Genomic DNA, 23,253 nt, shown 5'->3' on the forward strand with positions numbered 1-23,253 from the left:
AAAATCGAAAAGGGCCGCAAGGCCCTTTTTTATTATCCTAATTTTCTAAAATGAAAGTGGGACTTAAGATGGTCTTAGGAAGAGACCCAAGGCAAGTGAGAGAATGATGCAAACTGCAACCTTCTACATCATTAACGAAGAGAGCCCGCAAGCAACGGTGGCTGGCTTTGAAGAATACATCGTGTTTTTGGCTCAGCACTTTGCTCGCCAAGGCGCTAAAGTGTATTTAAACTGCCAAGACAAACCACACGCCGAGCAGCTCGCTGAAGCCTTTTGGCAAGTTGATGCAGACAAGTTCATGGCACATAACCTCGTAGGCGAGGGACCGAAATACGCCACCAACATTGAAATCGGCCATGAAGGTGTAAAACCTAATTGGAACCGTCAGCTGGTAATTAATTTGGCGGAAAATGAGACAACCTTTGCGAACAAGTTTGCTCAAGTGGTAGACTTCGTGCCCTGCGAAGAAAAAGCTAAACAACTCGCAAGAGAAAGATATAAAATTTACCGTCAAGCAGGTTACCAGCTGCAAACGATCGAAATTCAATATCCTTAACGGTCAATCCTTATAGTTAAGGCGATCTTGTTAAGATCCCTCACTTATAAAGATTGACTAAGATTCAACCATCAACGTATCCATTAAAAGAGCGCTATGGAAAAGACATACAACCCAACTTCAATCGAACAAGCTCTGTATCAGACTTGGGAAGAGAAAGGCTACTTTAAGCCACACGGTGACACTACTAAAGAATCATACAGCATCATGATCCCGCCACCGAACGTCACTGGTAGCCTACACATGGGCCACGCGTTCCAAGATACGATCATGGATACGCTTATCCGTTGTGAACGTATGAAGGGTAAAAACACCCTTTGGCAAGTAGGTACTGACCACGCTGGTATCGCAACTCAGATGGTTGTTGAGCGTAAGATCGCTGCAGAAGAAGGCAAAACAAAACACGATTACGGTCGTGAAGCTTTCATCGACAAAATCTGGGAATGGAAAGGCGAATCTGGCGGCACTATCACTAAGCAGCTTCGTCGTCTTGGCGCATCTGTAGACTGGGATCGTGAACGCTTCACGATGGACGATGGTCTATCTAACGCCGTTCAAGAAGTGTTCGTACGTCTATACGAAGACGATCTAATCTACCGCGGTAAGCGTCTAGTTAACTGGGATCCAAAGCTACACACCGCGATTTCAGATCTAGAAGTAGAGAACAAAGACACTAAAGGCAACATGTGGCACTTCCGCTACCCACTAGCAGATGGCGCAAAAACAGCGGATGGCAAAGACTACATCGTTGTTGCAACGACTCGTCCAGAGACCGTGCTAGGCGATACAGGTGTTGCAGTTAACCCAGAAGATCCACGTTACAAAGATCTTATCGGTAAAGAAATCATCCTTCCTATCGTTGATCGTCGCATCCCAATCGTGGGCGATGAGCACGCAGATATGGAAAAAGGTACTGGCTGTGTGAAAATCACACCTGCGCACGACTTCAACGACTACGAAGTAGGTAAGCGCCACCAGCTACCAATGATCAACATTCTGACTTTCGACGCGAACATCCGCGACTCAGCAGAAGTATTCAACACTAACGGCGAAGCAAGCGAAGCTTACAGCACTGAACTACCAGCTAAATACCACGGTATGGAGCGTTTTGCCGCTCGTAAAGCTATCGTTGCTGAATTCGACGAGCTAGGTCTACTTGAAGAAGTGAAAGATCACGATCTACAAGTTCCTTACGGCGACCGTGGTGGCGTTGTTATCGAACCAATGCTAACTGACCAATGGTACGTACGTACTGCGCCTCTAGCGAAAACCGCAGTTGAAGCAGTAGAAAACGGCGACATCCAATTCGTTCCTAAGCAATACGAAAACATGTACTTCTCTTGGATGCGTGACGTTCAAGACTGGTGTATCTCTCGTCAGCTATGGTGGGGTCACCGCATCCCAGCTTGGTACGACAACCAAGGTAATGTTTACGTAGGTCGCACTGAAGAAGAAGTTCGCAAGAACAACAACCTAGAGTCAGTCATTGAACTTCACCAAGACGAAGACGTACTGGATACGTGGTTCTCTTCTGCACTATGGACGTTCGGTACTCAAGGTTGGCCAGAGCAAACTGACGATCTGAAAGTATTCCACCCTTCAGACGTACTAGTAACTGGTTTCGACATCATCTTCTTCTGGGTTGCGCGCATGATCATGATGACCATGCACTTCGTGAAAGACGAAAACGGCAAACCACAAGTACCATTTAAGACGGTTTACGTTACTGGTCTAATCCGTGACGAAAACGGCGACAAGATGTCCAAGTCGAAAGGTAACGTACTTGACCCAATCGACATGATCGATGGTATCGACCTAGAGTCTCTCGTAGAGAAGCGTTGTGGCAACATGATGCAGCCTCAACTAGCGAAGAAGATCGAGAAGAACACTCGTAAGACGTTTGAAAACGGTATCGAAGCATACGGTACAGACGCACTGCGTTTCACTCTTGCAGCAATGGCATCAACAGGTCGCGATATCAACTGGGATATGAAGCGTCTTGAAGGTTACCGTAACTTCTGTAACAAACTATGGAACGCAAGCCGTTACGTAATGATGAACACAGAAGAGCAAGATTGTGGCTTCAACGGTGGTGAGATTGAATACTCACTAGCAGACAAATGGATCGAGTCTCAGTTTGAACTAGCAGCGAAAGCGTTCAACAACCATATCGACAACTTCCGTCTAGATATGGCTGCGAACACACTTTACGAATTCATCTGGAACCAATTCTGTGACTGGTACCTAGAGCTAACTAAACCCGTTCTATGGAAAGGTACTGAAGCGCAACAGCGTGGTACTCGCCGTACACTAATCACGGTACTTGAGAAGACGCTACGTCTAGCTCACCCTGTGATTCCTTACATCACAGAAACTATCTGGCAAAGCATCAAGCCACTAGTTGACGGTGTTGAGGGCGAGACAATCATGCTACAAACTCTGCCTCAGTTTGACGAAGCGAACTTCCACCAAGAAGCGCTAGACGACATCGAGTGGGTGAAAGCGTTCATCACTAGCATCCGCAACCTACGTGCTGAATACGACATCAACCCTGGTAAGCCGCTTGACGTTATGCTGAAAGCAGCAAATGCAGAAGATGCCTCTCGTCTAGAAGCAAGCAAGCAAGTACTGATGTCACTAGCGAAGCTAGAAGCAGTACGCGTGCTTGAAACTGGCGAACAAACTCCTGCATGTGCGACAGCACTGGTTGGTAAGTCTGAGTTGATGATCCCAATGGCAGGTCTGATCGACAAAGATGCTGAGCTTGCTCGTCTAGATGGCGAAATCAAGAAAACTCACGGCGAAATCAAGCGTATCGAAGGCAAACTAGGTAACGAAGGCTTCGTAGCGAAAGCACCTGAAGCAGTTGTTGCTAAAGAGCGTGAGAAGCTTGAAGGCTACAAAGAAACGCTAGCTAAGCTAGAAGAGCAGAAGACAACGATCGCTGCGCTTTAAGCCTCAGTGAAAGAGAAGAATTAACACTTCTCACTTTTGGTTCAAAAGGTTGGTCATCATGGCCAACCTTTTTTGTATACATTTCACCAAAACCATCATCAATAGCTTCCCCCTATCACAACAATACTCATTACCCATTATCATTAATGAGAATTATTATCGATAATGAACTCATCGAAACAAACACGATTGAGTAATTATCATGAAAAAGACACTAACTTTCGCAGCACTGCATTTTACTATCGCATTTAGTGTCGCTTACGTACTCACAGGCGACATTCTAATTGGTAGTTTAATTGCCATGATTGAGCCTTCAGTGAACACCGTAGCCTTCTACTTTCATGAAAAGGCATGGGCAAAAGTCCCAGCACTTAAAGCTCGTCAGTGGATGACCAAATTAAAAACCGCAAGCTTTGCGACCGTGCACTTCAGCGTCGCTTTTACCGTGGTTTACTTACTAACAGGTGATGCATTTGTCGGCGGCGTAATGGCGATGCTAGAGCCGAGTTTGAACACGGTGGCTTACTACTTCCACGAGAAAGTATGGATGCGTAAATCATCAGAAAAAGCTCCAGCACCGCAGTTTTGTTTACATCACCACGCTTAAACATGGAGGCTCACTACGTCTCCTAACGAGAAAAATGACATTTACCATTGACAAGGTTGCGCACCGCAATTAATTTAATTGCGGTGCGCAACTTTATTTTTAGAGGTAAGTGATAATGAACGCTCGTCAACTTCGACACTACTCCCGTCAAGCCGTCCGATTGCTTGGTATGCTTGATAAACAATGCGGCGATGTCGCTCTCACTCCAGTGCAAGCGCACGCATTGGGTGAAATCCAATTGCAGCCATTGACCATCAATCAGCTGGCACAGCAGCTTAATGTCGACAAGTCCAACGCGAGCCGAACCGTTACTGGTTTGATTAAATTAGGTTTGGTCGAGAGCATCGAAAACCCAAAAGACAAACGTAGTCAACTCGTAGCGATTACAGAGCAAGGCCAACAGGCGTTATCACAACTGGACCAACAGCAAAACCACTTCTTTGAACAACTGCTTACCCAACTCGATGACAGCGAGCAAGAGCAACTCAAACTTGGTCTAGAGACTTACCTAAAAGGGCTAACAAAAGTGTGTCAGTCTGAGGAATACGTTCTTCGACCTCTTACTAAAGCAGACAACCCGCAAGTCGCAGATGTGATTCGTAAAGTCTCTGCAGAATACGGCTTAACCGCAGACAAAGGTTATGGTGTGGCCGATCCAACGCTTGATGATATGTATTCGGTTTACAATCAATGCGGGGCCGCCTATTGGGTCATTGAACATCGCGGAGAGATCGTTGGTGGCGGTGGCTTTGCCCCTTTAGCTGGCGAGCCAAATGTGTGTGAACTACAAAAGATGTACTTCTTACCTCAAACACGAGGGCACGGTTTAGCCAAACGCATCGTCGCATTGAGCTTACAATTGGCGAAACAATTTGGGTATCAGCAGTGCTATTTAGAGACAACTGAATGTCTGAGAGAAGCGGTAAGCTTGTATGAAAAGCTAGGCTTTGAGCATCTCGATGCCCCGCTTGGACAAACAGGGCATGATGCATGTGAAGTCGTAATGCTTAAAACACTGTAATAAAGAGCATTACTAAGAGTTAAAGCACAACATGGGTAACACAAAGCTCCTGGCTCAAGGCAACAGTGAAGTTTTGGTGCTGCCCATCCAACTCAACAGACAACTGGTAGAGATCACTTGGATCAGGATCAGTAAGATCGGCATACTTTGGCGCTTCGATCTGGAATAAAGCGCTCGCATGCTCCGCTCGGACATCAATAGGAATATGGTAAGTCATACCATTAAACTTAACCGATGCAGAGACCAGGCCCGGCGAAAAAGTTTGATAGTACAAGTCTACTTTAAACTCACAACCACCACCGTGGTGCCAAATCTGTTCGGTAGCCACGCGGTCTAAACGCACATTGCGAATGAACTGCAGATACGGTTCTTGCCATACCCCTAAGCGCTCATCACTTTTTTTATATTCATGATCGGACAGAGAGCACAGCTCAGGTTTATCTTCATCAAACAGAAGATCCTCTTCTTCCTCTAAGAACAAGATTTCAAAGCGGTTACGCCCCATTTGCATGAACGGACGAATGTCTTTCTTGTAGACATTTTGAGAACCGTCACAGTCGAACAATGCTACTCCGTTCAAACGCACTTCTGCATGGTAATCCACACCACCCAACACCATTTCTACCGCTGGGAATGCCATCATGGATTCGTCCACTTCAATGTCATGCATCAGGTGCCACTCTTGCTGACGAATTGCTTCTTCTGTCATTTCAGCTGGCAATACCTGACTCAAAGGAGCAGGGAAAGTAATGTCATCCTGTGGGATAGAAAGGTCCGTCAGTGGAGAGACTTGCCATAAACCGGCGAGTGAGAGTTGCATATACACCTTGAGCTAGATCAATTTTCACGCATTATAGGGAGAAATCCCCTATAAACTCAATGTGAATTATTTATCGCCTCCACATTCGTCAGTTTTTCAAGGTATAAAAAAACCAGCGTTAAACGCTGGTTTTTCCAAAAGTAGTGAGCTTTGATTACTCGTCGTCTTCATCTTCTTCAGGGTAAAGCGCATCTTCGCCTTCGTAGTACGTACCCCAACCGTCATAGATGATGTCGTATTTTTCTGCCAAGTGAATCAATTTTTCAACTTGCGCATCAATCGCTTCTGCGTCAAGTGCGGACTCCATAGTCGCATCACAGCAAAGCAACTTGTTACCATCTTCATCTTCAGTTTCTTCTGCTTCAAGAACTTCAAAGCCCATCTTGAATGCTTCAACTACCGCTTTTTCTAGCGTGTCAAAATCTTCTGCAAACAGGTGGTGCTCAATTTCGTATAGCGAATCTGGATCGCTGCCATCTTCTAGCAATGCTGCAATGATATCGCGAGTCTCTTCCTTTTGAATCTCAATTAATTCTTCTACTGATAGATATTCATCTTCGTGAGACATGTTTTGGCTCCAGATTAGTTACTTGATGGAAACACAATACCCGATACTGAGTATGCTGATCCGGTGAAATATGGCATGGATTGCGATGAAAAGCCACAAACAAACATCATACCACTGCGATTCTTATCGGTTATTTGAATCTAAATATTAAACCGACCACACAAAGAAACAAAAAATTAACAAAGAATGGCATTTTTTAATATTCAGAACATCCTAATTGACACTTAATGTGGTTATTTTCTCTTTCTATGCGTGTTTATGATGCTTTCTTGAATACACTCACGTGTAAAACGAAGAAGCATAACGAATAAATTCACTTTAATAATGCATAATTTAGAATAAAAATGCACGTTTTATGCACTGTGCATGTATTCTTTCTCAACGGGAAAATTAGAATAAAAACGCACGCACTCTAATTTTAGCAAAATAGCATTTATATCTAATAGCAAATTTAATAAGAACAAAAATAAAAATAAAAAACTCACAAAGTCAAAAATATCAGAATATAAACAAAGCTTGATAACTTGCATCTTTCTAGGAAGCTTGTCATAACTAATGGCTGGAAAATTTGTAAGGATACAAAATGAGCAAGCTGTACGTTGGATCAGAAGTTGGTCAACTTCGACGAGTTCTATTAAATCGCCCTGAACGCGCCCTAACCCACTTAACTCCGTCAAACTGTCATGAGTTGCTATTTGATGACGTTCTTGCTGTAGAAGCGGCAGGTGAAGAGCACGATGCATTCGCACGTACGCTGCGCGAGCAAGACGTTGAAGTGCTTCTCCTCCACGATTTACTGGTCGAAACCCTCGCCGTTCCAGAAGCAAAACAATGGCTGCTGAACACTCAGATTTCTGACTTTCGCTACGGGCCAACATTTGCGCGAGACCTACGCCAATACTTTTCAGAAATGGATGATGAACATCTTGCCTGCATCTTTTTAGGTGGCTTAGCTTACTCAGAGCTACCGATCTCCTCATCTTCTATGCTGCCAAAAATGAAGCGTCCTCTCGACTTTGTTATTGAGCCACTGCCTAATCACCTATTCACTCGTGATACCTCGTGTTGGGTTTATGGCGGCGTTTCTCTTAACCCGATGATGATGCCTGCACGTCAACGTGAAACAAACCACCTACGTGCGATTTATCGTTGGCACCCAATTTTTGCTGGCCAAGATTTTATCAAATACTTCGGTGACGATGATCTGCATTATGATAACGCGAATGTCGAAGGCGGTGATGTGTTGGTTATTGGTAAAGGTGCAGTTCTTATCGGTATGTCTGAGCGTACGACTGCGCAAGGTGTAGAGAACCTTGCAGCGAGCCTATTTAAAGCAGGCCAAGCTACCGAGGTGATTGCAATTGATCTGCCTAAACACCGCTCATGTATGCATTTAGACACTGTGATGACCCATATGGATGTAGATACTTTCTCTGTCTACCCAGAGATCATGCGCAAAGATCTCGACACATGGCGCTTAACACCAAAAGGCAACGGTGAAATGCATGTTGAAGCCTCACATAACTATCTGCACGCGATTGAGTCCGCTCTTGGCTTAGATCAGCTGAAAATCATCACCACTGGTGGCGACAGCTATGAAGCGGAACGCGAACAATGGAATGATGCCAATAACGTTCTAACTGTAAAACCGGGCGTAGTAATTGGTTACGAACGCAACGTATACACCAACGAAAAATACGATAAAGCTGGCATCAAAGTACTGACAGTACCTGGTAACGAGCTTGGTCGTGGTCGCGGTGGCGCTCGCTGTATGAGCTGTCCAATAGAACGAGACGATATATAACTTACTCGTCCCTTTACATTAGGTGAATCAAAACTAAGGTTGATGTGAATACATCAACCTTTTTTAGCTTTAATTAAAAATAACCATTCACAATAAAAGCATTTATATGTTTTAATAAATTCTATTAATCTAATCACATGTACTAAGGGACGAGCTATGGCTTTCAATTTACGTAACCGCAACTTTTTGAAGCTATTGGACTTCTCAACCAAAGAAATCCAGTTTTTGCTCGAACTGTCTGCAGAGCTGAAAAAAGCTAAATATGCAGGAACAGAGCAGAAGAAACTTCAAGGTAAAAACATCGCACTAATCTTTGAGAAATCTTCGACTCGTACCCGATGTGCGTTTGAAGTCGCTGCCTTTGACCAAGGTGCTCAAGTCTCTTACATCGGCCCTTCTGGCTCGCAGATCGGTCATAAGGAATCGATGAAAGACACAGCTCGTGTTCTTGGTCGTATGTACGACGGGATTGAATACCGAGGCTTTGGCCAATCCATTGTTGAAGAGCTTGGTACTTATGCTGGTGTTCCAGTGTGGAATGGTTTAACGGATGAGTTCCACCCAACCCAGATCCTTGCTGACTTCCTGACCATGCAAGAGCACGGCCGTGGTAAACAGCTGCATGAAATAACCTTCGCTTACCTAGGTGATGCGCGCAACAACATGGGTAACTCACTTATGGTGGGCGCAGCGAAAATGGGCATGGATATTCGCCTTGTCGCGCCAAAAGCGTTCTGGCCTGAAGAAGAGCTCGTGGCAACTTGTCAAACTATCGCGCAACAAACCGGTGCAAAAATCACGTTAACAGAAAGCGTTGAGGAAGGTGTGAAAGGTTGTGACTTCCTATACACCGACGTTTGGGTGTCTATGGGTGAGTCTGCCGAGGCATGGGATGAACGTGTAGCGTTAATGACACCTTATCAAATCAATATGGACGTGATTGAGCAAACGGGTAATCCACATGTGAAATTCATGCACTGCCTTCCAGCTTTCCACAATGATGAAACCACCGTCGGCAAAGAAGTCGCTGAAAGATACGGTATGAAAGGCCTTGAAGTAACAGAAGAGGTATTTGAATCGGAATACTCCATCGTATTCGACGAAGCTGAAAACCGTATGCATACCATCAAAGCCGTGATGGTTGCGACGCTAGGAAGCTAAACCAGTGCGCAAAAACAGCCGATAAAAACCATGATGTAATAGCTTGCGCTCACGAAAGTTAAGCGTATAATGCTCGGCAATTTGTCTGAGGATTAAGAAATGACCACGCTGATTGCTGACGTAAAAACGCGATTTGCTCTCGCTAAGCGACTACGCTTACGTGGTGTTATTTTCGTTAATTCTATTGAATTTTAAAACCTCCCCATTGGGGAGGTTTTTTTATGTCCAAAATTCCTTTCGGTTATTTGGATGTAGTCATCAATGTTATAGGGAAGAAGATCATGGCGAACTCGCTTTACCAGAAGCACATCATCTCTATTCCAGAGCTTTCACGCGAAGAACTGGAACTTATCGTAGAAACAGCAGGTAGCCTTAAAAAAGCACCTCGACCAGAACTGATTAAAAACAAAGTCGTTGCAAGTTGTTTCTTTGAACCATCAACACGTACACGTTTATCGTTTGAAACAGCGATTCAGCGCATTGGTGGTGACGTGATTGGCTTTGATAATGATGGTAATACCTCTCTGGCGAAGAAAGGCGAAACACTCGCAGATTCAGTACAAGTCATCTCTTCTTACGTCGATGCCTTTGTGATGCGTCATCCACAAGAAGGCGCCGCTCGCTTGGCATCTGAATTTTCAAATGGCGTGCCAGTGATCAACGCGGGCGACGGTGCAAACCAACACCCAACTCAAACGCTACTCGACCTATACACCATCGCGGAAACACAAGGGCGTCTAGACAACCTGAACGTCGCATTCGTAGGTGACCTAAAATATGGCCGCACAGTGCACTCACTGACTCAAGCCTTAGCAAAGTTTAACAACATCCGCTTCTTCTTTGTTGCACCAGATGCGCTGGCAATGCCAGATTACATCTGCGAAGAACTAGACGAAGCTGGCATTCAATATAGCCTACACACAGACATGGAAAGTGTGATTCCTGAACTGGATATTCTGTACATGACACGCGTACAGAAAGAACGCTTTGACGAATCGGAATACGCACATATTAAGTCGGCTTACATCCTAACGGCGGCACTACTAGAAGGCGCGCGTGAGAACTTGAAAGTACTGCACCCACTACCACGTGTGGATGAAATTACAACTGATGTTGATAAAACGCCTCATGCTTACTTCTTCCAGCAAGCTCAAAATGGCGTGTATGCTCGCCAAGCACTGCTGGCGCTTGTTCTAAACGAAACACTGTAATCGAGGGGAAAAATCATGGCTAAAGAAACTCAATTGCAGGTAGAAGCAATCAAAAATGGTACGGTCATCGACCACATCCCTGCGCAAATCGGCATCAAAGTATTAAGACTGTTCGATATGCACAATTCATCACAACGCGTAACGATTGGACTGAACTTGCCATCATCAGCACTCGGTCATAAAGATCTACTCAAAATCGAAAATGTGTTTATCAATGAAGAGCAAGCGAGCAAGCTAGCGTTGTATGCTCCTCACGCGACCGTGAATCAAATCGAGAATTATGAAGTGGTGAAAAAGCTCGCGTTAGAGCTTCCTGAGCGCATCAATGATGTATTTGAATGCCCGAATTCAAACTGTATTTCTCATAATGAACCAGTAGAAAGCAGCTTTAGCGTGTTCGAGAAGAAACAAGAAATCCGCCTAAAGTGTAAATACTGCGAGAAAGTGTTCTCACGCGAGATCGTAACCGAGCGATAAACACGCCGCACGACTAGGCTGTGATACGTTTAAAATACCCTGCAATGTCAGGGTATTTTGCTCTTTACCTACCGAGGGTTTAGAGGCAAACTGAGAATCTTTATTCCCTACAACTGATGGAAAAAATCAAATGACGAAAGTACTTCACACTGAGTCTGCACCAGCAGCAATCGGTCCTTACGTTCAAGGCGTAGATCTAGGTAACATGGTTCTTACTTCAGGCCAAATCCCAGTAAACCCAGCGACAGGTGAAGTGTCTGCTGATATCGCAGAACAAGCTCGTCAGTCTCTAGAAAACGTAAAGGCTGTAGTTGAATCTTCAGGTCTTAAAGTATCTGATATTGTAAAGCTAACGGTTTTTGTTAAAGACCTAAATGACTTTGGCACAGTGAACGAAGTTTACGGCAAGTTCTTTGATGAGCACGGCGTAGCAAACTACCCTGCACGCTCTTGTGTAGAAGTGGCTCGCCTACCAAAAGATGTTGGCATCGAGATTGAAGCAATTGCAGTTCGCAAATAATTGTACTTGCTGACAAACATAAAAAACGGGTAGCTCAGGCTACCCGTTTTTTATTGTCTTTTCGTGATGATATCGCAGTAAAACTTAAGCAGCATTAAGCTGTTTGACTTCTTCATCTAACGATTCAAGCTTCTCTTTCATCTGTTCACGACAGATATTCGCTAACTCGCGAATGCCCTCTTTACCATAGCCTTCAGTGCTGATTGGAGGTAGCATTTCAACAATCACATGACCATTGTTCCAACGGTTCAGCTTAATTTTATTCGTCGAGCTACATACGATAGGAATGATTGGCACACCTGCACCAATTGCCGCATGAAAAGCACCTGTTTTGAATGGCAGCAAACCACGCCCACGAGAACGCGTGCCTTCAGGGAACATCCACACCGAAACATCACTTTCTTTCATGCTGCTCACGACCTGATCGATAGTACCTTTTGCTTTAGAGCGATTCGCTCGGTCAATCAGAATGTTACCCGTAAGCCAGTAAAGCTGACCAAACAGTGGCATCCAAGCCAAGCTCTTTTTACCTACTGTCACAACTTTCGGAGTCACAGCCGCAGAAACAGTAAACATGTCCCAGTTGTTCTGGTGGTTAGCAATGTAAACATGTTGGCCGCGTGAATACGCATCTTCAGGGATACGCAACTCTAACTTAATCCCAAACACACGAGACATCTTGGCAAACAAACGGCCAAAAGTGAAAACGTGCTTAGGGTTTCTAGGGCTTAATAGGCAGTAACCACAACCACCAATAAACATAACAATCGCAAAGATAGCGACAGCAAATACACGTAACAGTGCAATCATTCTTGTTCTCCAGGAACCGGCTTTTGCCAGATACAGCTATTAATATATCTCTTTCCATAAAGGGAAAATATGGTCATGAGAGTGATATAAAAAAGCCGAAACTCAGGTTTCGGCTCTCTTGATATCCAAGTTACCTGCGGAGCAGTTTAACTTGCCTAGCTCACTCGCTCAATATTTGCGCCAAGTGCAGCCAGTTTATTTTCGATTTTGTCGTAACCACGGTCGATATGGTAAATACGATCAACGACGGTTTCGCCTTTAGCAATGCAACCTGCAATAACCAAACTAGCCGAAGCTCGTAGATCGGTTGCCATCACTTGCGCACCGCTGAGTGACTCAACATCACCACAGATAACCGTATTGCCTTCGATCTCAGCTTTAGCGCCCATACGCATGAGTTCTGGTACGTGCATAAAGCGGTTTTCAAAGATAGTCTCTGTGATCACGCCTCCACCTTTCGCCATCATGTTCAGTAGCGTAAATTGAGCTTGCATATCCGTCGGGAAACCAGGATGTGGCGCAGTACGTACACTTACCGCTTTTAGCTCGCGGTCGGTCATATCAACGGAGATCCAATCTTCACCCGTTTCGACAAGCGCGCCAGCTTCTTCCAACTTGGCGAGAACCGCTTCAAGCAAATGAGCATTAGTGTTGCGACATACCACTTTACCGCCAGATACTGCTGCTGCGACAAGGAATGTTCCCGTCTCAATACGGTCAGCAACCACGTTGTGTTTACAGCCGCCTAGGCGCTCAACACCTTCAATCGTAATGGTATCTGTGCCAGCGCCAGAGATTTTTGCGCCAAGCTTATTTAGGAAATCAGCGGTATCGACGATTTCAGGCTCACGCGCAGCGTTATCTAGTGTTGTTGTGCCTTCCGCTAGCGCTGCAGCACACATGATGGTGATCGTCGCGCCTACGCTGACTTTATCCATCACGATGTGCGCGCCTTTTAGACGACCATCCACTTCTGCTTTCACATAACCATCTTCTAATGTAATGGTTGCGCCAAGCTGCTCTAAACCAGAAATATGCAGATCCACAGGACGGGCACCAATGGCACAACCGCCTGGTAAAGAAACCTGACCTTGACCAAAGCGCGCCACCAAAGGACCTAAAGCCCAAATAGAAGCACGCATGGTTTTCACTAAATCATAAGGCGCGCAGTATTCTGTAATACTGCTTGGATCAACATGAACAGAGCCATTGCGGCTTACTTTCGCGCCTAAACGCTTAAGCAATTCCATGGTTGTGTCGATATCACGAAGGTGTGGTACGTTTGCCACTTCTACTGGCTCTTCCGCCAAGATAGACGCAAATAAAATCGGCAGTGCTGCGTTTTTTGCACCTGAAATGGTCACTTCACCAACTAGTGGTTTATCTGACCCAATAACTCGAAACTTTTCCATCAATAAACCTTAAAGCGACATCAATTTCTTATCACGAGCCCACTCTTCTGGTGTGAACGCTTTGATTGATAATGCGTGAATGTCGTTACGCTGGATGTATTCCATCAGAGGAGCATAAATTAGCTGCTGCTTCTTAACGCGGCTCATTCCATCGAAACAAGCATCAACAGCAACCACTTCATAGTGGCTACCTTCACCTTTCACATGCACTTCTTGAAGGTTTAGTGCTTCTTCTAATAACTGTTGTACTTTTGCGCTATCCACAATTTACCCCTGATAATTCTGTATGTGTTTGGCCACTAAAGATTCAACATTGCTCAGTTGAAACAAAGTGCGCAGTTGCGCCGGCACGAAACTGAGCATTATATGACAGTTTTGCTTTTTTGCATGCTCTAATAAGTGGATTAACATCACCATTCCTGCAGAGTCGACGCGCTCTATCTCTTTTAGCGAGCATTCCAGCTCCGATTGAGCAGGTTGCCATTGCTGTGCATAGGCCCACAATGAAGGCACTGTGTCTCTATCAAGTGCCCCTGTTAGCTTAAGAATGTTTTGATCCAATTGCCACTGAGCGGGAGTCTGGGCCATTATTTCTTCGCCTCGAAGCGGATCGGTTCTGCGGCCAATTTTTCTAAGTCTTTAGCAACAGATAGAATGCCTTCTTGACGAATTTTACTGTTCCATTCGGATTGTTTACTAGAAAGCAAACTAATGCCCTCTGCAATCATATCGAATGCTTCCCACTCACCAGACTGGTTGTCTTTACGCAGTTTAAACTCAAGTTTGATGTTTGGACGCGGAGTATCGATGATATCAACTTTAATGCTTGTAATACGCTTAGAGTCATCAATGCTAGGCTCAGGACCAAACTCAATTTTTTGGTCAGAGTATTGCGTCAACACTTGTGCATAAGACGCAATCAGGTAAGCACGAAATGCATCGATAAACTCAAGTACATCTTCACGCTTAGCACCTTTTAAGTTTGGACCAAGAAGTTTTAACCCTGCATAGCGGTAGTTGACGTAAGGCATTAGCTCTTCTTCAACGATCACTTTAAGTAAATTTGGATCTTGTTTGATTTTCGGCTGTTCGGCTTTCAATCTTTCGAACGTGACTTCAGCTACCTGCTTCATCATCTTATAAGGTTCAGTTTTATCCACCTCTGCTGCAGTTGTTCCAAAGACGCTAAACACAGCACAAACTGAAAGTAGTAATCTCGCTAACATAGTTATTCCTTACTTGAGTCGTCTGAACCACCTACGCTGTATAGTACTTGACCAATTAAGTCTTCAAGCACAAGCGCCGATTTGGTGTCTTCGATGGTATCACCATCCACCAGCATGACTTCATCATCAAAAACGAAGCCAGGTACTAAACCAATGTATTGCTCACCAATCAGGCCAGATGTCAAAATTTGTACGCTCGACGTTTCTGGGAACTGATTGTATTTGCTATTGATAGATAGTGTTACAACTGGCAATAAGTTGTCTGGGTTAAGCGAAATACTACTTACTCGACCAATCACAACGCCCCCCACTTTTACGGGAGAACGAACTTTTAAACTGCCAATATTATCGAACTCGGCTTTGAGGGTATAAGTATCACCAGAGCCAATGCTTTTTACGTCAGCAACTTGAAAAATCATCACAAGAATCGCGCAAATTCCCGCTAATACAAAGCTGCCAACCCATAATTCAGTTTTACGTGTTTGTTGCATGATTAATTCCCAAACATCAATGCGGTCAGTACAAAGTCTAATCCTAGTACTGCTAAAGAAGAATGCACAACAGTGCGCGTAGTTGCTCGGCTGATCCCTTCCGATGTTGGAATAGCATCATAACCGTTAAATAGAGCGACCCAAGTAACCGTAATTGCAAACGCAAAACATTTGATCATACTGTTACCAATGTCTTGCCCTAGCTCAACAGAGGACTGCATCGCTGACCAAAAACTGCCGTGATCAACGCCTTTCCAGTCAACACCAACAAGCTGAGCGCCCCAAATTCCCACAGCCATGAAAATCATAGCCAGTAAAGGCATTGAGATAACCCCAGCCCAAAACCGTGGTGCAATCACTCGTTTCAATGGGTCTACCGCCATCATTTCAAGGCTAGACAGTTGTTCCGTTGCTTTCATTAGACCTATCTCTGCGGTTAACGCAGAACCGGCACGACCAGCAAACAAAAGTGCAGTAACAACAGGTCCTAATTCACGGAGTAAAGAAAGCGCCACCATTTGCCCCAAACTGCCTTCTGCGCCGTAATCCACCAACACAACATAGCCTTGTAGACTCAAAACCATTCCAATGAACAGACCAGATACGACGATGATCGCCAGCGACTGAACACCAACAGAATAAAGTTGCTTAACAAGCAGAGGAAAGCTTTTGATCGGTTGTGGCTTAGAAAATAGCGCCCCAATCAGCATGAAAGTCGCACGACCAAATGCTCCGCAAATAGAAAGCGTGCGTCGACCCAGCGAGGCGACAAAGTGAATGAAGTTATCGACCATCAAATAAGTCCTTTTCGATACTTTGAGAAGGGAAACGAAACGGTACAGGACCGTCGGCATCACCTTGTAAGAACTGCTGGACACGAGGATCAGAGTTTTGAGTCAGCTCTTCTGGCGTACCATAGGCGATGATTTTTCCATCGGCCATCAGGTATACCCAGTCAGCAATACTCATGACTTCAGGTACGTCGTGAGAAACCACAATAGAGGTCAAACCTAACGCTTGGTTTAGATTGCTAATTAGCTCAACCAAAACGCCCATAGTGATTGGGTCTTGCCCCACAAACGGCTCATCGTACATGATCAGGTCAGGATCAAGTGCGATTGCACGAGCCAAAGCAGCGCGTCTTGCCATACCACCTGAAAGCTCACTCGGCATTAATTGCGCCGCGCCGCGCAGACCGACAGCTTCGAGCTTGAGTAACACCATGGTGCGAATCAAATCTTCCGATAAATCGGTATGCTCTCTCAATGGAAAGGCGACATTATCAAAAACATTCAAATCAGTGAATAAAGCCCCTGACTGGAACAACATGCTCATTTTCTTTCGAGCATGGTAGAGTTTTTTACGCGAGAGAGAGGGAATATTGTCGCCATCAAACCAGATCTCTCCTTGCTCGGGATACAACTGACCACCAATCAAACGCAGCAATGTTGTTTTACCAATACCCGATGGTCCCATAATGGCCGTCACTTTGCCCTCAGGAACATGCAGATCAATATCATCAAAGATCATGCGTTCTCCCCGTGAAAAAGTGAGGTTGTTCACGGTGACTAAATCGTTGTTCGACATATCATCTCTTCTACTGTAGGAGCGTTGCAACTCACGGAATCATCAAGCAGATACTCATCGGAGTTGAATTCTACGTTTAATAAAGTAACGTCGGTACATTTATTAGGCTGCAATCATAAGCACATTGGCGTTGAATTTAAAGCACTGTTCAATTAAATAAAGTCGACTATATCCCTGCAATTTCTCATGGTTTATGACCTAATTAGCACGAAGTGTTTAAATCCTAGACCAGAATTGCTCATTTAAATGAGTGAGATTTACATACATTTTCGTTACTAACCTTTAATTTATTCTTCGTTTATCTTCCATTTTAGGCCGCAAAAGGTCAAAATTAGCGGTTATTCATTTTACTTATTTAATACTTAGGAATTCTCATGCTCGAAGCCGTTGCGTTGCTTATAGTCGGTCTTGTTTTGCTTGTTTGGAGTGCAGATAAACTTGTTTTTGGCTCTGCAGCGATAGCCCGCAACGTCGGTATTTCCCCGCTTGTCATCGGCATGACAATCCTTGCGATGGGCTCATCCGCCCCTGAGATGATGGTATCTGCAACCGCCGCTTGGGATGGCAAAACGGATACAGCGGTGGGTAACGTATTAGGCTCAAACATAGCGAACATTGCGTTAATCCTAGGTATTACAGCGCTGATCAAGCCTTTGTCGATTAGCTCCGCCGTCATCCGCCGAGAACTGCCACTCATGATAGCCGTAACCGTACTCGCTGGTATTCTGCTTTGGAATAGCCATCTCGGTTTTTATGAGGGTGTCTTATTGTTTGTACTCTTTGGGGCATTTTTATTTGCTATGTTGCAAATCAGCCGCAAAGAGCAAAAATCAGGTGATGTTTTTCTTGATGACCAAGAGTCAGAGATCCCAGAAGGCGTCAGTAACCCTAAAGCAATCATGTGGGTGGTTATTGGCTTGATACTGCTTCCTTTGGCAGCCAGCATGCTGGTTGATAACGCGGTAATTATTGCTAAACACTTTGGTATGAGCGACCTTGTTATCGGCCTAACTATTATCGCCATTGGCACTAGCCTGCCAGAACTGGCCGCATCACTTGCGGGAGTTTTAAAGGGTGAAGACGACATGGCTGTCGGTAACATTATCGGTTCGAATGTGTTTAACATTCTGGCGGTAATGGGGATTCCTGGCATCATTAATCCATCGGTGCTCAGTGAGTACGCGATGGGACGTGACTTCTGGGTCATGTTAGGCGTTTCATTGTTACTTGTCGCGATGTGTTTGGGTAAATCACGCAGTATTAACCGTATTGAAGGTGCCATCTTGTTTGTGTGCTTCTTAGGTTACCAAGTGTACTTATTCGCAAACATGACCGCTTAATTACCACGATCAATAAGTAGAGATCTGATATGTCCAATCAATTTGATTTTCGCGCTGCTGCTAAACAAGTTCTTGATATCGAAGTTGCTGCTCTGCAAGAGCTAGATACCTACTTTGATGATCAATTTGAAAAAGCGTGTGAACTTATCCTTTCCAACAACGGCAAAGTTGTCGTTATGGGTATTGGCAAGTCAGGCCATATTGGTAACAAGATTGCCGCCACTCTGGCAAGCACTGGGACTTCTGCGTTTTTCGTTCATCCAGGCGAAGCCGCACATGGTGACTTGGGTATGATTAGCCCTGGTGACATTGTGCTGGCAATTTCTAACTCTGGTGAATCAAACGAAATTTTGTCTCTATTTCCAGTATTAAAGCGCCTGAATATTAAGATCATCAGCATGACAGGTAAGCCAGAATCAAATATGGCCAAGCTGTCTGACTTACACCTGCAAATTACGGTACCTCAAGAAGCTTGTCCGTTAGGCCTGGCGCCAACTAGCAGTACGACTGCCACATTAGTGATGGGAGATGCATTAGCCGTAGCTCTGCTTCAAGCTCGTGGTTTTTCTGCCGAAGATTTTGCCCTATCTCACCCAGGTGGTGCACTGGGGAGAAAACTGCTACTTAAGTTGTCTGATATTATGCACTTTGGAGAAGCGTTACCTAAAGTTTCTCCTGACGCATTAATTCGCGATGCCCTGCTTGAAATTTCAGAAAAGGGGTTAGGCATGACAGCCATCGTCGATGAGCACGATGCTATGCTTGGTATATTCACCGATGGTGATTTACGTCGTACCTTAGACAAGCGTATCGATATTCATACGACGGCAATTGGCGAGGTCATGACGACAAACCCAACCACAGCACACCCTGATATGCTGGCGGTTGAAGGTTTGAACTTGATGCAGAATAAAAACATTAACGCTCTGATTTTATGTAAAGACGAAAAAATTGTGGGTGCACTGAACATGCACGATTTACTAAAAGCTGGCGTGATGTAATATCAGCACAAACATTTAAATCATTTATTAGACGAATAAAGGCAATGGTCAGGGAAGTACTGAGCTAAACGATAGGCCTTCATTATATGAGTTTTACTCGCCTTATTTATTTGCTCTTGATCTTCGTTGTAGCGTGGTGCGGTTATTACCTACTAACCCCTAAAGGCAACGACGCAATTCAAGTAGCACCAGATTCTGAACTGCCCATGTTCAGTGGTTCTGGATTAGAAAACATCACCTACGGTGAAGATGGTGTCCGCAGTTACATCATTCGCTCCACTAACTTAGACCATTATGCTAAGAGTGGAGATACTATTTTTAATAACCCGACTTTGATGGTTTACCGTGAAGGTAGCGTCATTGAATGGAAGGTGACTGCCACAAGAGCAGTGTTAGATGAAGACCAAGTTTTGACTTTATATGACAAAGTCTTAATGCAAAATCTTTTGCCTGGTGCGAGTTTTGATACCATGGCAACAGACAAATTGGTCATTAATCTAACCAATCGTGATTTTAAAGCTGACCAACAAGTGATGTTGGTTGGACCACAATTTGAAACTACTGGAGGCGCAATGCAAGGCAACTTAAAACAGCATACCGCGACTCTGACAGATGAAGTTCAAGGTCGATATGAAACCGTTACACCTTAGCCTACTGGCACTGGTATTGGCGGCGCCTCAAGCGCTGGCACTCAAGTCGGATACTCAACAGCCGGTTTACATAAACTCTGACACCCAACAGGTGGATATGAAGAGTAACCAGGTTGTTTTTGAAGGCGATGTATCTCTTAAGCAAGGGAGCATCAATATCGATGCTGATAGAATCGTGGTAACTCGCGATCCTAAAACCGAAGCAATTAAACAGATTCAAGCATTTGGTAAACCTGCGAAGTTTTCTCAGCTGATGGACGATGGTAAAACACTTAGTGGTCAAGCTACGGAGCTGGATTACCGTATTTCTACAGACGAACTGACCATGAAAGGTCAAGCGCAGCTGGCGCAAGACAACAACACCATCAAAGGTTCTTCGATTCGTTACCAAATTGGTAAACAAAAGCTAGTCGCAGATAGCTCTAAGGAAGAGCGCGTTACGACCATTTTGCAACCCAATCAGATAGAGAACTAATATGGCAGTACTGAGTGCGAAAAACTTGGCGAAAAGCTACAAAAAACGCAAAGTCGTCACTGATGTTAGCTTAGAAGTTGAATCTGGTCAGATTGTTGGGCTACTCGGTCCAAACGGCGCGGGTAAAACCACCTCGTTTTACATGATTGTCGGCTTAGTACCTCGTGATGAGGGCACCATTACCATTGACGACAATGACATCAGTATTTTACCGATGCATAGCCGTTCACGCCTTGGCATTGGCTATCTTCCGCAAGAAGCGTCGATTTTCCGTAAGCTTTCAGTAGAAGATAACATCATGGCCGTACTTGAAACTCGTCAAGAAATGACGAGGGAAGAGCGCCAAGATAAACTGGAAGATTTGTTGGAAGAATTCCACATCCAGCACATCAGAACCAGTGCTGGTATGGCACTATCAGGGGGTGAGCGACGCAGGGTGGAAATCGCTCGAGCTTTAGCGGCCAACCCTCAGTTCATTTTATTGGATGAACCTTTCGCTGGTGTTGACCCAATTTCGGTTAATGACATCAAGAAAATCATTGAGCATCTGCGCGATCGTGGTCTCGGAGTGTTAATCACTGACCATAATGTACGTGAAACACTGGACGTATGTGAAAAAGCCTATATCGTGAGCCAAGGGCACCTAATTGCATCGGGAACTCCGGCAGAAGTTCTCAATAATGAACAGGTGAAACAAGTTTATCTCGGCGAACAATTCCGTCTATGATTATATTAGGAACGGTAAGATTCTGAGCATTACAAGGTAAGTAACACTGAATGAAACCTTCATTACAACTCAAGCTAGGTCAGCAGTTAGCCATGACGCCACAGTTGCAGCAAGCGATTCGCTTATTGCAATTGTCGACACTCGATCTTCAACAAGAAATCCAAGAAGCGTTGGACTCAAACCCATTATTGGAAGTTGAAGAAGGCCAAGACGAGCCTCTAGCAAACGGTGAAGATAAGTCAGCGGTCGAGGCTGCTGATAGCAACAGTGCTAGCGAACCAACAGAAATTGACGTTCCAGATAGCTCCGATGTGATAGAGAAATCAGAAATTAGCTCTGAACTTGAAATCGACACGACTTGGGATGACGTCTACAGCGCGAATACTGGTAGCACTGGCTTAGCTCTTGATGATGATATGCCCGTCTACCAAGGCGAAACCACTGAATCATTACATGATTACCTCATGTGGCAGCTTGACCTAACACCATTCAGTGAAACCGACCGCACGATTGCATTAGCGATTATTGACGCTGTTGACGACTACGGCTATTTAACTTTGTCGCCTGAAGAGATTCATGAGAGCTTCGATAATGAAGAGATAGAGTTAGACGAAGTAGAAGCTGTTCGTAAACGCATTCAACAATTCGATCCTCTTGGCGTTGCATCGCGTAACTTACAAGAATGTTTGTTACTGCAACTGACGACCTTCCCAGAAGACACGCCGTGGCTTGCTGAAGCCAAAATGATACTTGCGGATCATATTGATCACCTAGGCAACCGAGACTACAAGCTCGTCATCAAAGAGACTAAGCTGAAAGAAGCCGATCTTCGTGAAGTCTTAAAGCTTATCCAACAGTTAGATCCTCGTCCAGGTAGTCGCATCACTCCTGATGATACCGAGTACGTAATTCCAGACGTATCCGTTTTTAAAGACAATGGCAAATGGACCGTTTCTATAAACCCGGATAGCGTGCCAAAATTAAAAGTAAATCAACAATATGCTCAATTAGGCAAAGGTAATAGCGCGGATAGCCAGTACATCCGCAGCAATTTGCAAGAGGCAAAATGGTTAATTAAGAGCTTAGAGAGTAGAAACGAGACGCTACTCAAAGTTGCAAGATGTATTGTTGAACATCAACAAGATTTCTTCGAGTATGGTGAGGAAGCCATGAAGCCAATGGTGCTCAATGATGTCGCTTTGGCTGTGGACATGCATGAATCCACGATTTCTCGTGTAACAACGCAAAAATTTATGCATACACCACGTGGTATTTTTGAATTGAAGTACTTCTTCTCTAGCCATGTTAGTACTGACAACGGCGGAGAATGTTCGTCAACAGCAATTCGTGCACTCATTAAAAAACTGGTCGCAGCAGAGAATACTGCCAAACCACTGAGTGATAGCAAGATTGCTGCTCTTCTGGCTGACCAAGGGATTCAGGTCGCAAGACGTACGATAGCCAAATATCGCGAATCCTTGGGAATTGCCCCTTCAAGTCAGCGTAAACGCCTATTATAAGGCACTAACTGAAAAGGAAAGTCTATGCAAATCAATATTCAAGGCCATCACGTTGATCTTACCGATTCAATGCAAGACTATGTAAATTCTAAGTTTCAGAAGCTCGAAAGGTTCTTCGACCACATCAATCAAGTGCATGTTGTACTAAAAGTTGAAAAAATTACTCAAATCGCGGAAGCTACGCTTCACATAAATCAAGGCGAAATCCACGCATCAGCCGATGACGAAAATATGTATGCCGCGATCGATTCGCTGGTAGATAAATTGGTTCGCCAACTTAATAAGCACAAAGAAAAACTAAACAGTCATTAATC

27 protein-coding genes are annotated in these 23,253 nt (G+C 44.6%); 17 read left to right on the forward strand and 10 right to left on the reverse strand.

The genetic code is table 11. From position 1 onward, the window contains the following. Window positions 1–106: 106 nt before the first annotated feature. The 4 genes from R7Q38_RS17565 (at window position 107) to R7Q38_RS17580 (ending at window position 5,139) form a co-directional block, all read left to right on the forward strand. Window positions 107–556, forward strand: coding sequence for a DNA polymerase III subunit chi (locus R7Q38_RS17565; protein WP_031777270.1), 450 nt, complete (start codon window positions 107–109; stop codon window positions 554–556). A 96-nt stretch (window positions 557–652) separates the two neighbouring features. After that, a complete protein-coding gene (locus tag R7Q38_RS17570; RefSeq protein WP_318114304.1) occupies window positions 653–3,511 on the forward strand; it encodes a valine--tRNA ligase in 2,859 nt (952 codons plus the stop codon). A 202-nt stretch (window positions 3,512–3,713) separates the two neighbouring features. After that, window positions 3,714–4,118: a DUF2061 domain-containing protein gene (locus R7Q38_RS17575; protein WP_005381078.1), complete on the forward strand. Its 405-nt coding sequence runs from the start codon at window positions 3,714–3,716 to the stop codon at window positions 4,116–4,118. Between the two features lie 115 nt (window positions 4,119–4,233). After that, entirely contained in the window at window positions 4,234–5,139 is a 906-nt protein-coding gene (locus R7Q38_RS17580; protein ID WP_136976377.1) for a bifunctional helix-turn-helix transcriptional regulator/GNAT family N-acetyltransferase, read from the forward strand. Between the two features lie 19 nt (window positions 5,140–5,158). On the opposite strand, the gene R7Q38_RS17585 is transcribed toward R7Q38_RS17580, so the two are convergent. Together R7Q38_RS17585 and rraB are read right to left on the reverse strand one after the other, a co-directional pair. Continuing rightward, window positions 5,159–5,959 (reverse strand): glycosyl hydrolase 2 galactose-binding domain-containing protein, encoded by an 801-nt coding sequence (locus R7Q38_RS17585; protein WP_005381080.1) that lies wholly within the window; start codon window positions 5,957–5,959, stop codon window positions 5,159–5,161. Window positions 5,960–6,113: 154 nt separating this feature from the next. Further along, on the reverse strand, window positions 6,114–6,527 hold the full coding sequence (gene rraB / locus R7Q38_RS17590) for a ribonuclease E inhibitor RraB (protein WP_005381081.1): 414 nt from the start codon (window positions 6,525–6,527) through the stop codon (window positions 6,114–6,116). A 583-nt stretch (window positions 6,528–7,110) separates the two neighbouring features. On the opposite strand from rraB, the gene arcA reads away from it, so the two are divergent. From arcA to R7Q38_RS17620, 6 genes are all read left to right on the forward strand, one after another. Beyond that, window positions 7,111–8,331: an arginine deiminase gene (gene arcA / locus R7Q38_RS17595; RefSeq protein WP_005381082.1), complete on the forward strand. Its 1,221-nt coding sequence runs from the start codon at window positions 7,111–7,113 to the stop codon at window positions 8,329–8,331. 156 nt (window positions 8,332–8,487) lie between these two features. Further along, window positions 8,488–9,492 carry an ornithine carbamoyltransferase gene (locus R7Q38_RS17600; protein ID WP_239938516.1) on the forward strand — a complete coding sequence of 335 codons (1,005 nt, stop codon included), beginning with the start codon at window positions 8,488–8,490 and terminating at the stop codon, window positions 9,490–9,492. A 99-nt stretch (window positions 9,493–9,591) separates the two neighbouring features. Then, window positions 9,592–9,687, forward strand: a complete 96-nt coding sequence (locus R7Q38_RS17605) for a hypothetical protein (RefSeq protein WP_005381084.1) — start codon at window positions 9,592–9,594, stop codon at window positions 9,685–9,687. A gap of 86 nt (window positions 9,688–9,773) precedes the next feature. Then, complete coding sequence (pyrB, locus tag R7Q38_RS17610; protein WP_005381085.1) at window positions 9,774–10,703, forward strand: aspartate carbamoyltransferase; 930 nt, start codon at window positions 9,774–9,776, stop codon at window positions 10,701–10,703. Between the two features lie 15 nt (window positions 10,704–10,718). Next, window positions 10,719–11,180: an aspartate carbamoyltransferase regulatory subunit gene (gene pyrI / locus R7Q38_RS17615; RefSeq protein WP_005381086.1), complete on the forward strand. Its 462-nt coding sequence runs from the start codon at window positions 10,719–10,721 to the stop codon at window positions 11,178–11,180. Window positions 11,181–11,310: 130 nt separating this feature from the next. Continuing rightward, a complete protein-coding gene (locus tag R7Q38_RS17620) occupies window positions 11,311–11,700 on the forward strand; it encodes a RidA family protein (RefSeq protein ID WP_005381087.1) in 390 nt (129 codons plus the stop codon). 84 nt (window positions 11,701–11,784) lie between these two features. On the opposite strand, the gene R7Q38_RS17625 is transcribed toward R7Q38_RS17620, so the two are convergent. The 8 genes from R7Q38_RS17625 to mlaF all read right to left on the reverse strand — a co-directional run bounded on the left by R7Q38_RS17625 (window position 11,785) and on the right by mlaF (window position 17,226). After that, entirely contained in the window at window positions 11,785–12,510 is a 726-nt protein-coding gene (locus R7Q38_RS17625; RefSeq protein WP_239938515.1) for a 1-acylglycerol-3-phosphate O-acyltransferase, read from the reverse strand. A gap of 155 nt (window positions 12,511–12,665) precedes the next feature. Next, a complete protein-coding gene (murA, locus tag R7Q38_RS17630) occupies window positions 12,666–13,922 on the reverse strand; it encodes a UDP-N-acetylglucosamine 1-carboxyvinyltransferase (protein ID WP_005388419.1) in 1,257 nt (418 codons plus the stop codon). Between the two features lie 9 nt (window positions 13,923–13,931). Next, window positions 13,932–14,186 (reverse strand): BolA family iron metabolism protein IbaG, encoded by a 255-nt coding sequence (gene ibaG / locus R7Q38_RS17635; protein WP_005381092.1) that lies wholly within the window; start codon window positions 14,184–14,186, stop codon window positions 13,932–13,934. Between the two features lie 3 nt (window positions 14,187–14,189). Further along, a complete protein-coding gene (locus R7Q38_RS17640; protein WP_005381093.1) occupies window positions 14,190–14,510 on the reverse strand; it encodes a lipid asymmetry maintenance protein MlaB in 321 nt (106 codons plus the stop codon). Next, window positions 14,510–15,148, reverse strand: coding sequence for a phospholipid-binding protein MlaC (mlaC, locus tag R7Q38_RS17645; RefSeq protein ID WP_033907408.1), 639 nt, complete (start codon window positions 15,146–15,148; stop codon window positions 14,510–14,512). The genes R7Q38_RS17640 and mlaC overlap by 1 nt, the downstream gene beginning before the upstream one ends. A gap of 2 nt (window positions 15,149–15,150) precedes the next feature. Next, on the reverse strand, window positions 15,151–15,639 hold the full coding sequence (gene mlaD / locus R7Q38_RS17650; RefSeq protein WP_005381099.1) for an outer membrane lipid asymmetry maintenance protein MlaD: 489 nt from the start codon (window positions 15,637–15,639) through the stop codon (window positions 15,151–15,153). Window positions 15,640–15,641: 2 nt separating this feature from the next. Next, entirely contained in the window at window positions 15,642–16,433 is a 792-nt protein-coding gene (gene mlaE, locus R7Q38_RS17655) for a lipid asymmetry maintenance ABC transporter permease subunit MlaE (protein WP_025767616.1), read from the reverse strand. Further along, window positions 16,423–17,226, reverse strand: a complete 804-nt coding sequence (mlaF, locus tag R7Q38_RS17660) for a phospholipid ABC transporter ATP-binding protein MlaF (RefSeq protein ID WP_005388422.1) — start codon at window positions 17,224–17,226, stop codon at window positions 16,423–16,425. The genes mlaE and mlaF overlap by 11 nt, the downstream gene beginning before the upstream one ends. A 374-nt stretch (window positions 17,227–17,600) precedes the next feature. Between mlaF and R7Q38_RS17665 the strand changes: the two genes are divergently transcribed. The 7 genes from R7Q38_RS17665 to hpf all read left to right on the forward strand — a co-directional run bounded on the left by R7Q38_RS17665 (window position 17,601) and on the right by hpf (window position 23,251). Continuing rightward, entirely contained in the window at window positions 17,601–18,566 is a 966-nt protein-coding gene (locus tag R7Q38_RS17665) for a calcium/sodium antiporter (protein ID WP_005381102.1), read from the forward strand. 29 nt (window positions 18,567–18,595) lie between these two features. Further along, complete coding sequence (kdsD, locus tag R7Q38_RS17670; RefSeq protein ID WP_005381104.1) at window positions 18,596–19,567, forward strand: arabinose-5-phosphate isomerase KdsD; 972 nt, start codon at window positions 18,596–18,598, stop codon at window positions 19,565–19,567. Window positions 19,568–19,653: 86 nt separating this feature from the next. Further along, window positions 19,654–20,217, forward strand: a complete 564-nt coding sequence (gene lptC, locus R7Q38_RS17675) for an LPS export ABC transporter periplasmic protein LptC (protein WP_005381106.1) — start codon at window positions 19,654–19,656, stop codon at window positions 20,215–20,217. Continuing rightward, the gene (gene lptA, locus R7Q38_RS17680; RefSeq protein WP_005381109.1) at window positions 20,198–20,692 is read left to right on the forward strand and encodes a lipopolysaccharide transport periplasmic protein LptA; all 495 of its coding nucleotides are present in this window, start codon (window positions 20,198–20,200) and stop codon (window positions 20,690–20,692) included. Before lptC ends, lptA begins: the two co-directional genes overlap by 20 nt. A 1-nt stretch (window position 20,693) precedes the next feature. Then, window positions 20,694–21,419 (forward strand): LPS export ABC transporter ATP-binding protein, encoded by a 726-nt coding sequence (gene lptB / locus R7Q38_RS17685; RefSeq protein ID WP_005381111.1) that lies wholly within the window; start codon window positions 20,694–20,696, stop codon window positions 21,417–21,419. 50 nt (window positions 21,420–21,469) lie between these two features. After that, entirely contained in the window at window positions 21,470–22,939 is a 1,470-nt protein-coding gene (locus tag R7Q38_RS17690; RefSeq protein WP_005381112.1) for an RNA polymerase factor sigma-54, read from the forward strand. Between the two features lie 24 nt (window positions 22,940–22,963). Next, the gene (hpf, locus tag R7Q38_RS17695) at window positions 22,964–23,251 is read left to right on the forward strand and encodes a ribosome hibernation promoting factor (RefSeq protein ID WP_005381114.1); all 288 of its coding nucleotides are present in this window, start codon (window positions 22,964–22,966) and stop codon (window positions 23,249–23,251) included. Window positions 23,252–23,253 lie beyond the last annotated feature (2 nt).

It is taken from the genome of Vibrio sp. Vb0598 (assembly GCF_033338935.1).
GTDB lineage: Bacteria > Pseudomonadota > Gammaproteobacteria > Enterobacterales > Vibrionaceae > Vibrio > Vibrio alginolyticus.

What these genes read in the sequence shown, in the direction of transcription:
- R7Q38_RS17625 (WP_239938515.1), bottom strand. Translation starts at nt 12,510, where the DNA reads ATGATTGCACTGTTACGTGTATTTGCTGTCGCTATCTTTGCGATTGTT.
- R7Q38_RS17580 (WP_136976377.1), top strand. Translation starts at nt 4,234, where the DNA reads ATGAACGCTCGTCAACTTCGACACTACTCCCGTCAAGCCGTCCGATTG.
- mlaF (WP_005388422.1), bottom strand. Translation starts at nt 17,226, where the DNA reads ATGTCGAACAACGATTTAGTCACCGTGAACAACCTCACTTTTTCACGG.
- R7Q38_RS17665 (WP_005381102.1), top strand. Translation starts at nt 17,601, where the DNA reads ATGCTCGAAGCCGTTGCGTTGCTTATAGTCGGTCTTGTTTTGCTTGTT.
- kdsD (WP_005381104.1), top strand. Translation starts at nt 18,596, where the DNA reads ATGTCCAATCAATTTGATTTTCGCGCTGCTGCTAAACAAGTTCTTGAT.
- R7Q38_RS17570 (WP_318114304.1), top strand. Translation starts at nt 653, where the DNA reads ATGGAAAAGACATACAACCCAACTTCAATCGAACAAGCTCTGTATCAG.
- R7Q38_RS17605 (WP_005381084.1), top strand. Translation starts at nt 9,592, where the DNA reads ATGACCACGCTGATTGCTGACGTAAAAACGCGATTTGCTCTCGCTAAG.
- R7Q38_RS17585 (WP_005381080.1), bottom strand. Translation starts at nt 5,959, where the DNA reads ATGCAACTCTCACTCGCCGGTTTATGGCAAGTCTCTCCACTGACGGAC.
- R7Q38_RS17575 (WP_005381078.1), top strand. Translation starts at nt 3,714, where the DNA reads ATGAAAAAGACACTAACTTTCGCAGCACTGCATTTTACTATCGCATTT.
- pyrI (WP_005381086.1), top strand. Translation starts at nt 10,719, where the DNA reads ATGGCTAAAGAAACTCAATTGCAGGTAGAAGCAATCAAAAATGGTACG.
- R7Q38_RS17690 (WP_005381112.1), top strand. Translation starts at nt 21,470, where the DNA reads ATGAAACCTTCATTACAACTCAAGCTAGGTCAGCAGTTAGCCATGACG.
- R7Q38_RS17600 (WP_239938516.1), top strand. Translation starts at nt 8,488, where the DNA reads ATGGCTTTCAATTTACGTAACCGCAACTTTTTGAAGCTATTGGACTTC.
- lptC (WP_005381106.1), top strand. Translation starts at nt 19,654, where the DNA reads ATGAGTTTTACTCGCCTTATTTATTTGCTCTTGATCTTCGTTGTAGCG.
- arcA (WP_005381082.1), top strand. Translation starts at nt 7,111, where the DNA reads ATGAGCAAGCTGTACGTTGGATCAGAAGTTGGTCAACTTCGACGAGTT.
- pyrB (WP_005381085.1), top strand. Translation starts at nt 9,774, where the DNA reads ATGGCGAACTCGCTTTACCAGAAGCACATCATCTCTATTCCAGAGCTT.
- rraB (WP_005381081.1), bottom strand. Translation starts at nt 6,527, where the DNA reads ATGTCTCACGAAGATGAATATCTATCAGTAGAAGAATTAATTGAGATT.
- lptA (WP_005381109.1), top strand. Translation starts at nt 20,198, where the DNA reads ATGAAACCGTTACACCTTAGCCTACTGGCACTGGTATTGGCGGCGCCT.
- hpf (WP_005381114.1), top strand. Translation starts at nt 22,964, where the DNA reads ATGCAAATCAATATTCAAGGCCATCACGTTGATCTTACCGATTCAATG.
- lptB (WP_005381111.1), top strand. Translation starts at nt 20,694, where the DNA reads ATGGCAGTACTGAGTGCGAAAAACTTGGCGAAAAGCTACAAAAAACGC.
- R7Q38_RS17640 (WP_005381093.1), bottom strand. Translation starts at nt 14,510, where the DNA reads ATGGCCCAGACTCCCGCTCAGTGGCAATTGGATCAAAACATTCTTAAG.
- mlaC (WP_033907408.1), bottom strand. Translation starts at nt 15,148, where the DNA reads ATGTTAGCGAGATTACTACTTTCAGTTTGTGCTGTGTTTAGCGTCTTT.
- mlaD (WP_005381099.1), bottom strand. Translation starts at nt 15,639, where the DNA reads ATGCAACAAACACGTAAAACTGAATTATGGGTTGGCAGCTTTGTATTA.
- R7Q38_RS17620 (WP_005381087.1), top strand. Translation starts at nt 11,311, where the DNA reads ATGACGAAAGTACTTCACACTGAGTCTGCACCAGCAGCAATCGGTCCT.
- R7Q38_RS17565 (WP_031777270.1), top strand. Translation starts at nt 107, where the DNA reads ATGCAAACTGCAACCTTCTACATCATTAACGAAGAGAGCCCGCAAGCA.
- mlaE (WP_025767616.1), bottom strand. Translation starts at nt 16,433, where the DNA reads ATGGTCGATAACTTCATTCACTTTGTCGCCTCGCTGGGTCGACGCACG.
- murA (WP_005388419.1), bottom strand. Translation starts at nt 13,922, where the DNA reads ATGGAAAAGTTTCGAGTTATTGGGTCAGATAAACCACTAGTTGGTGAA.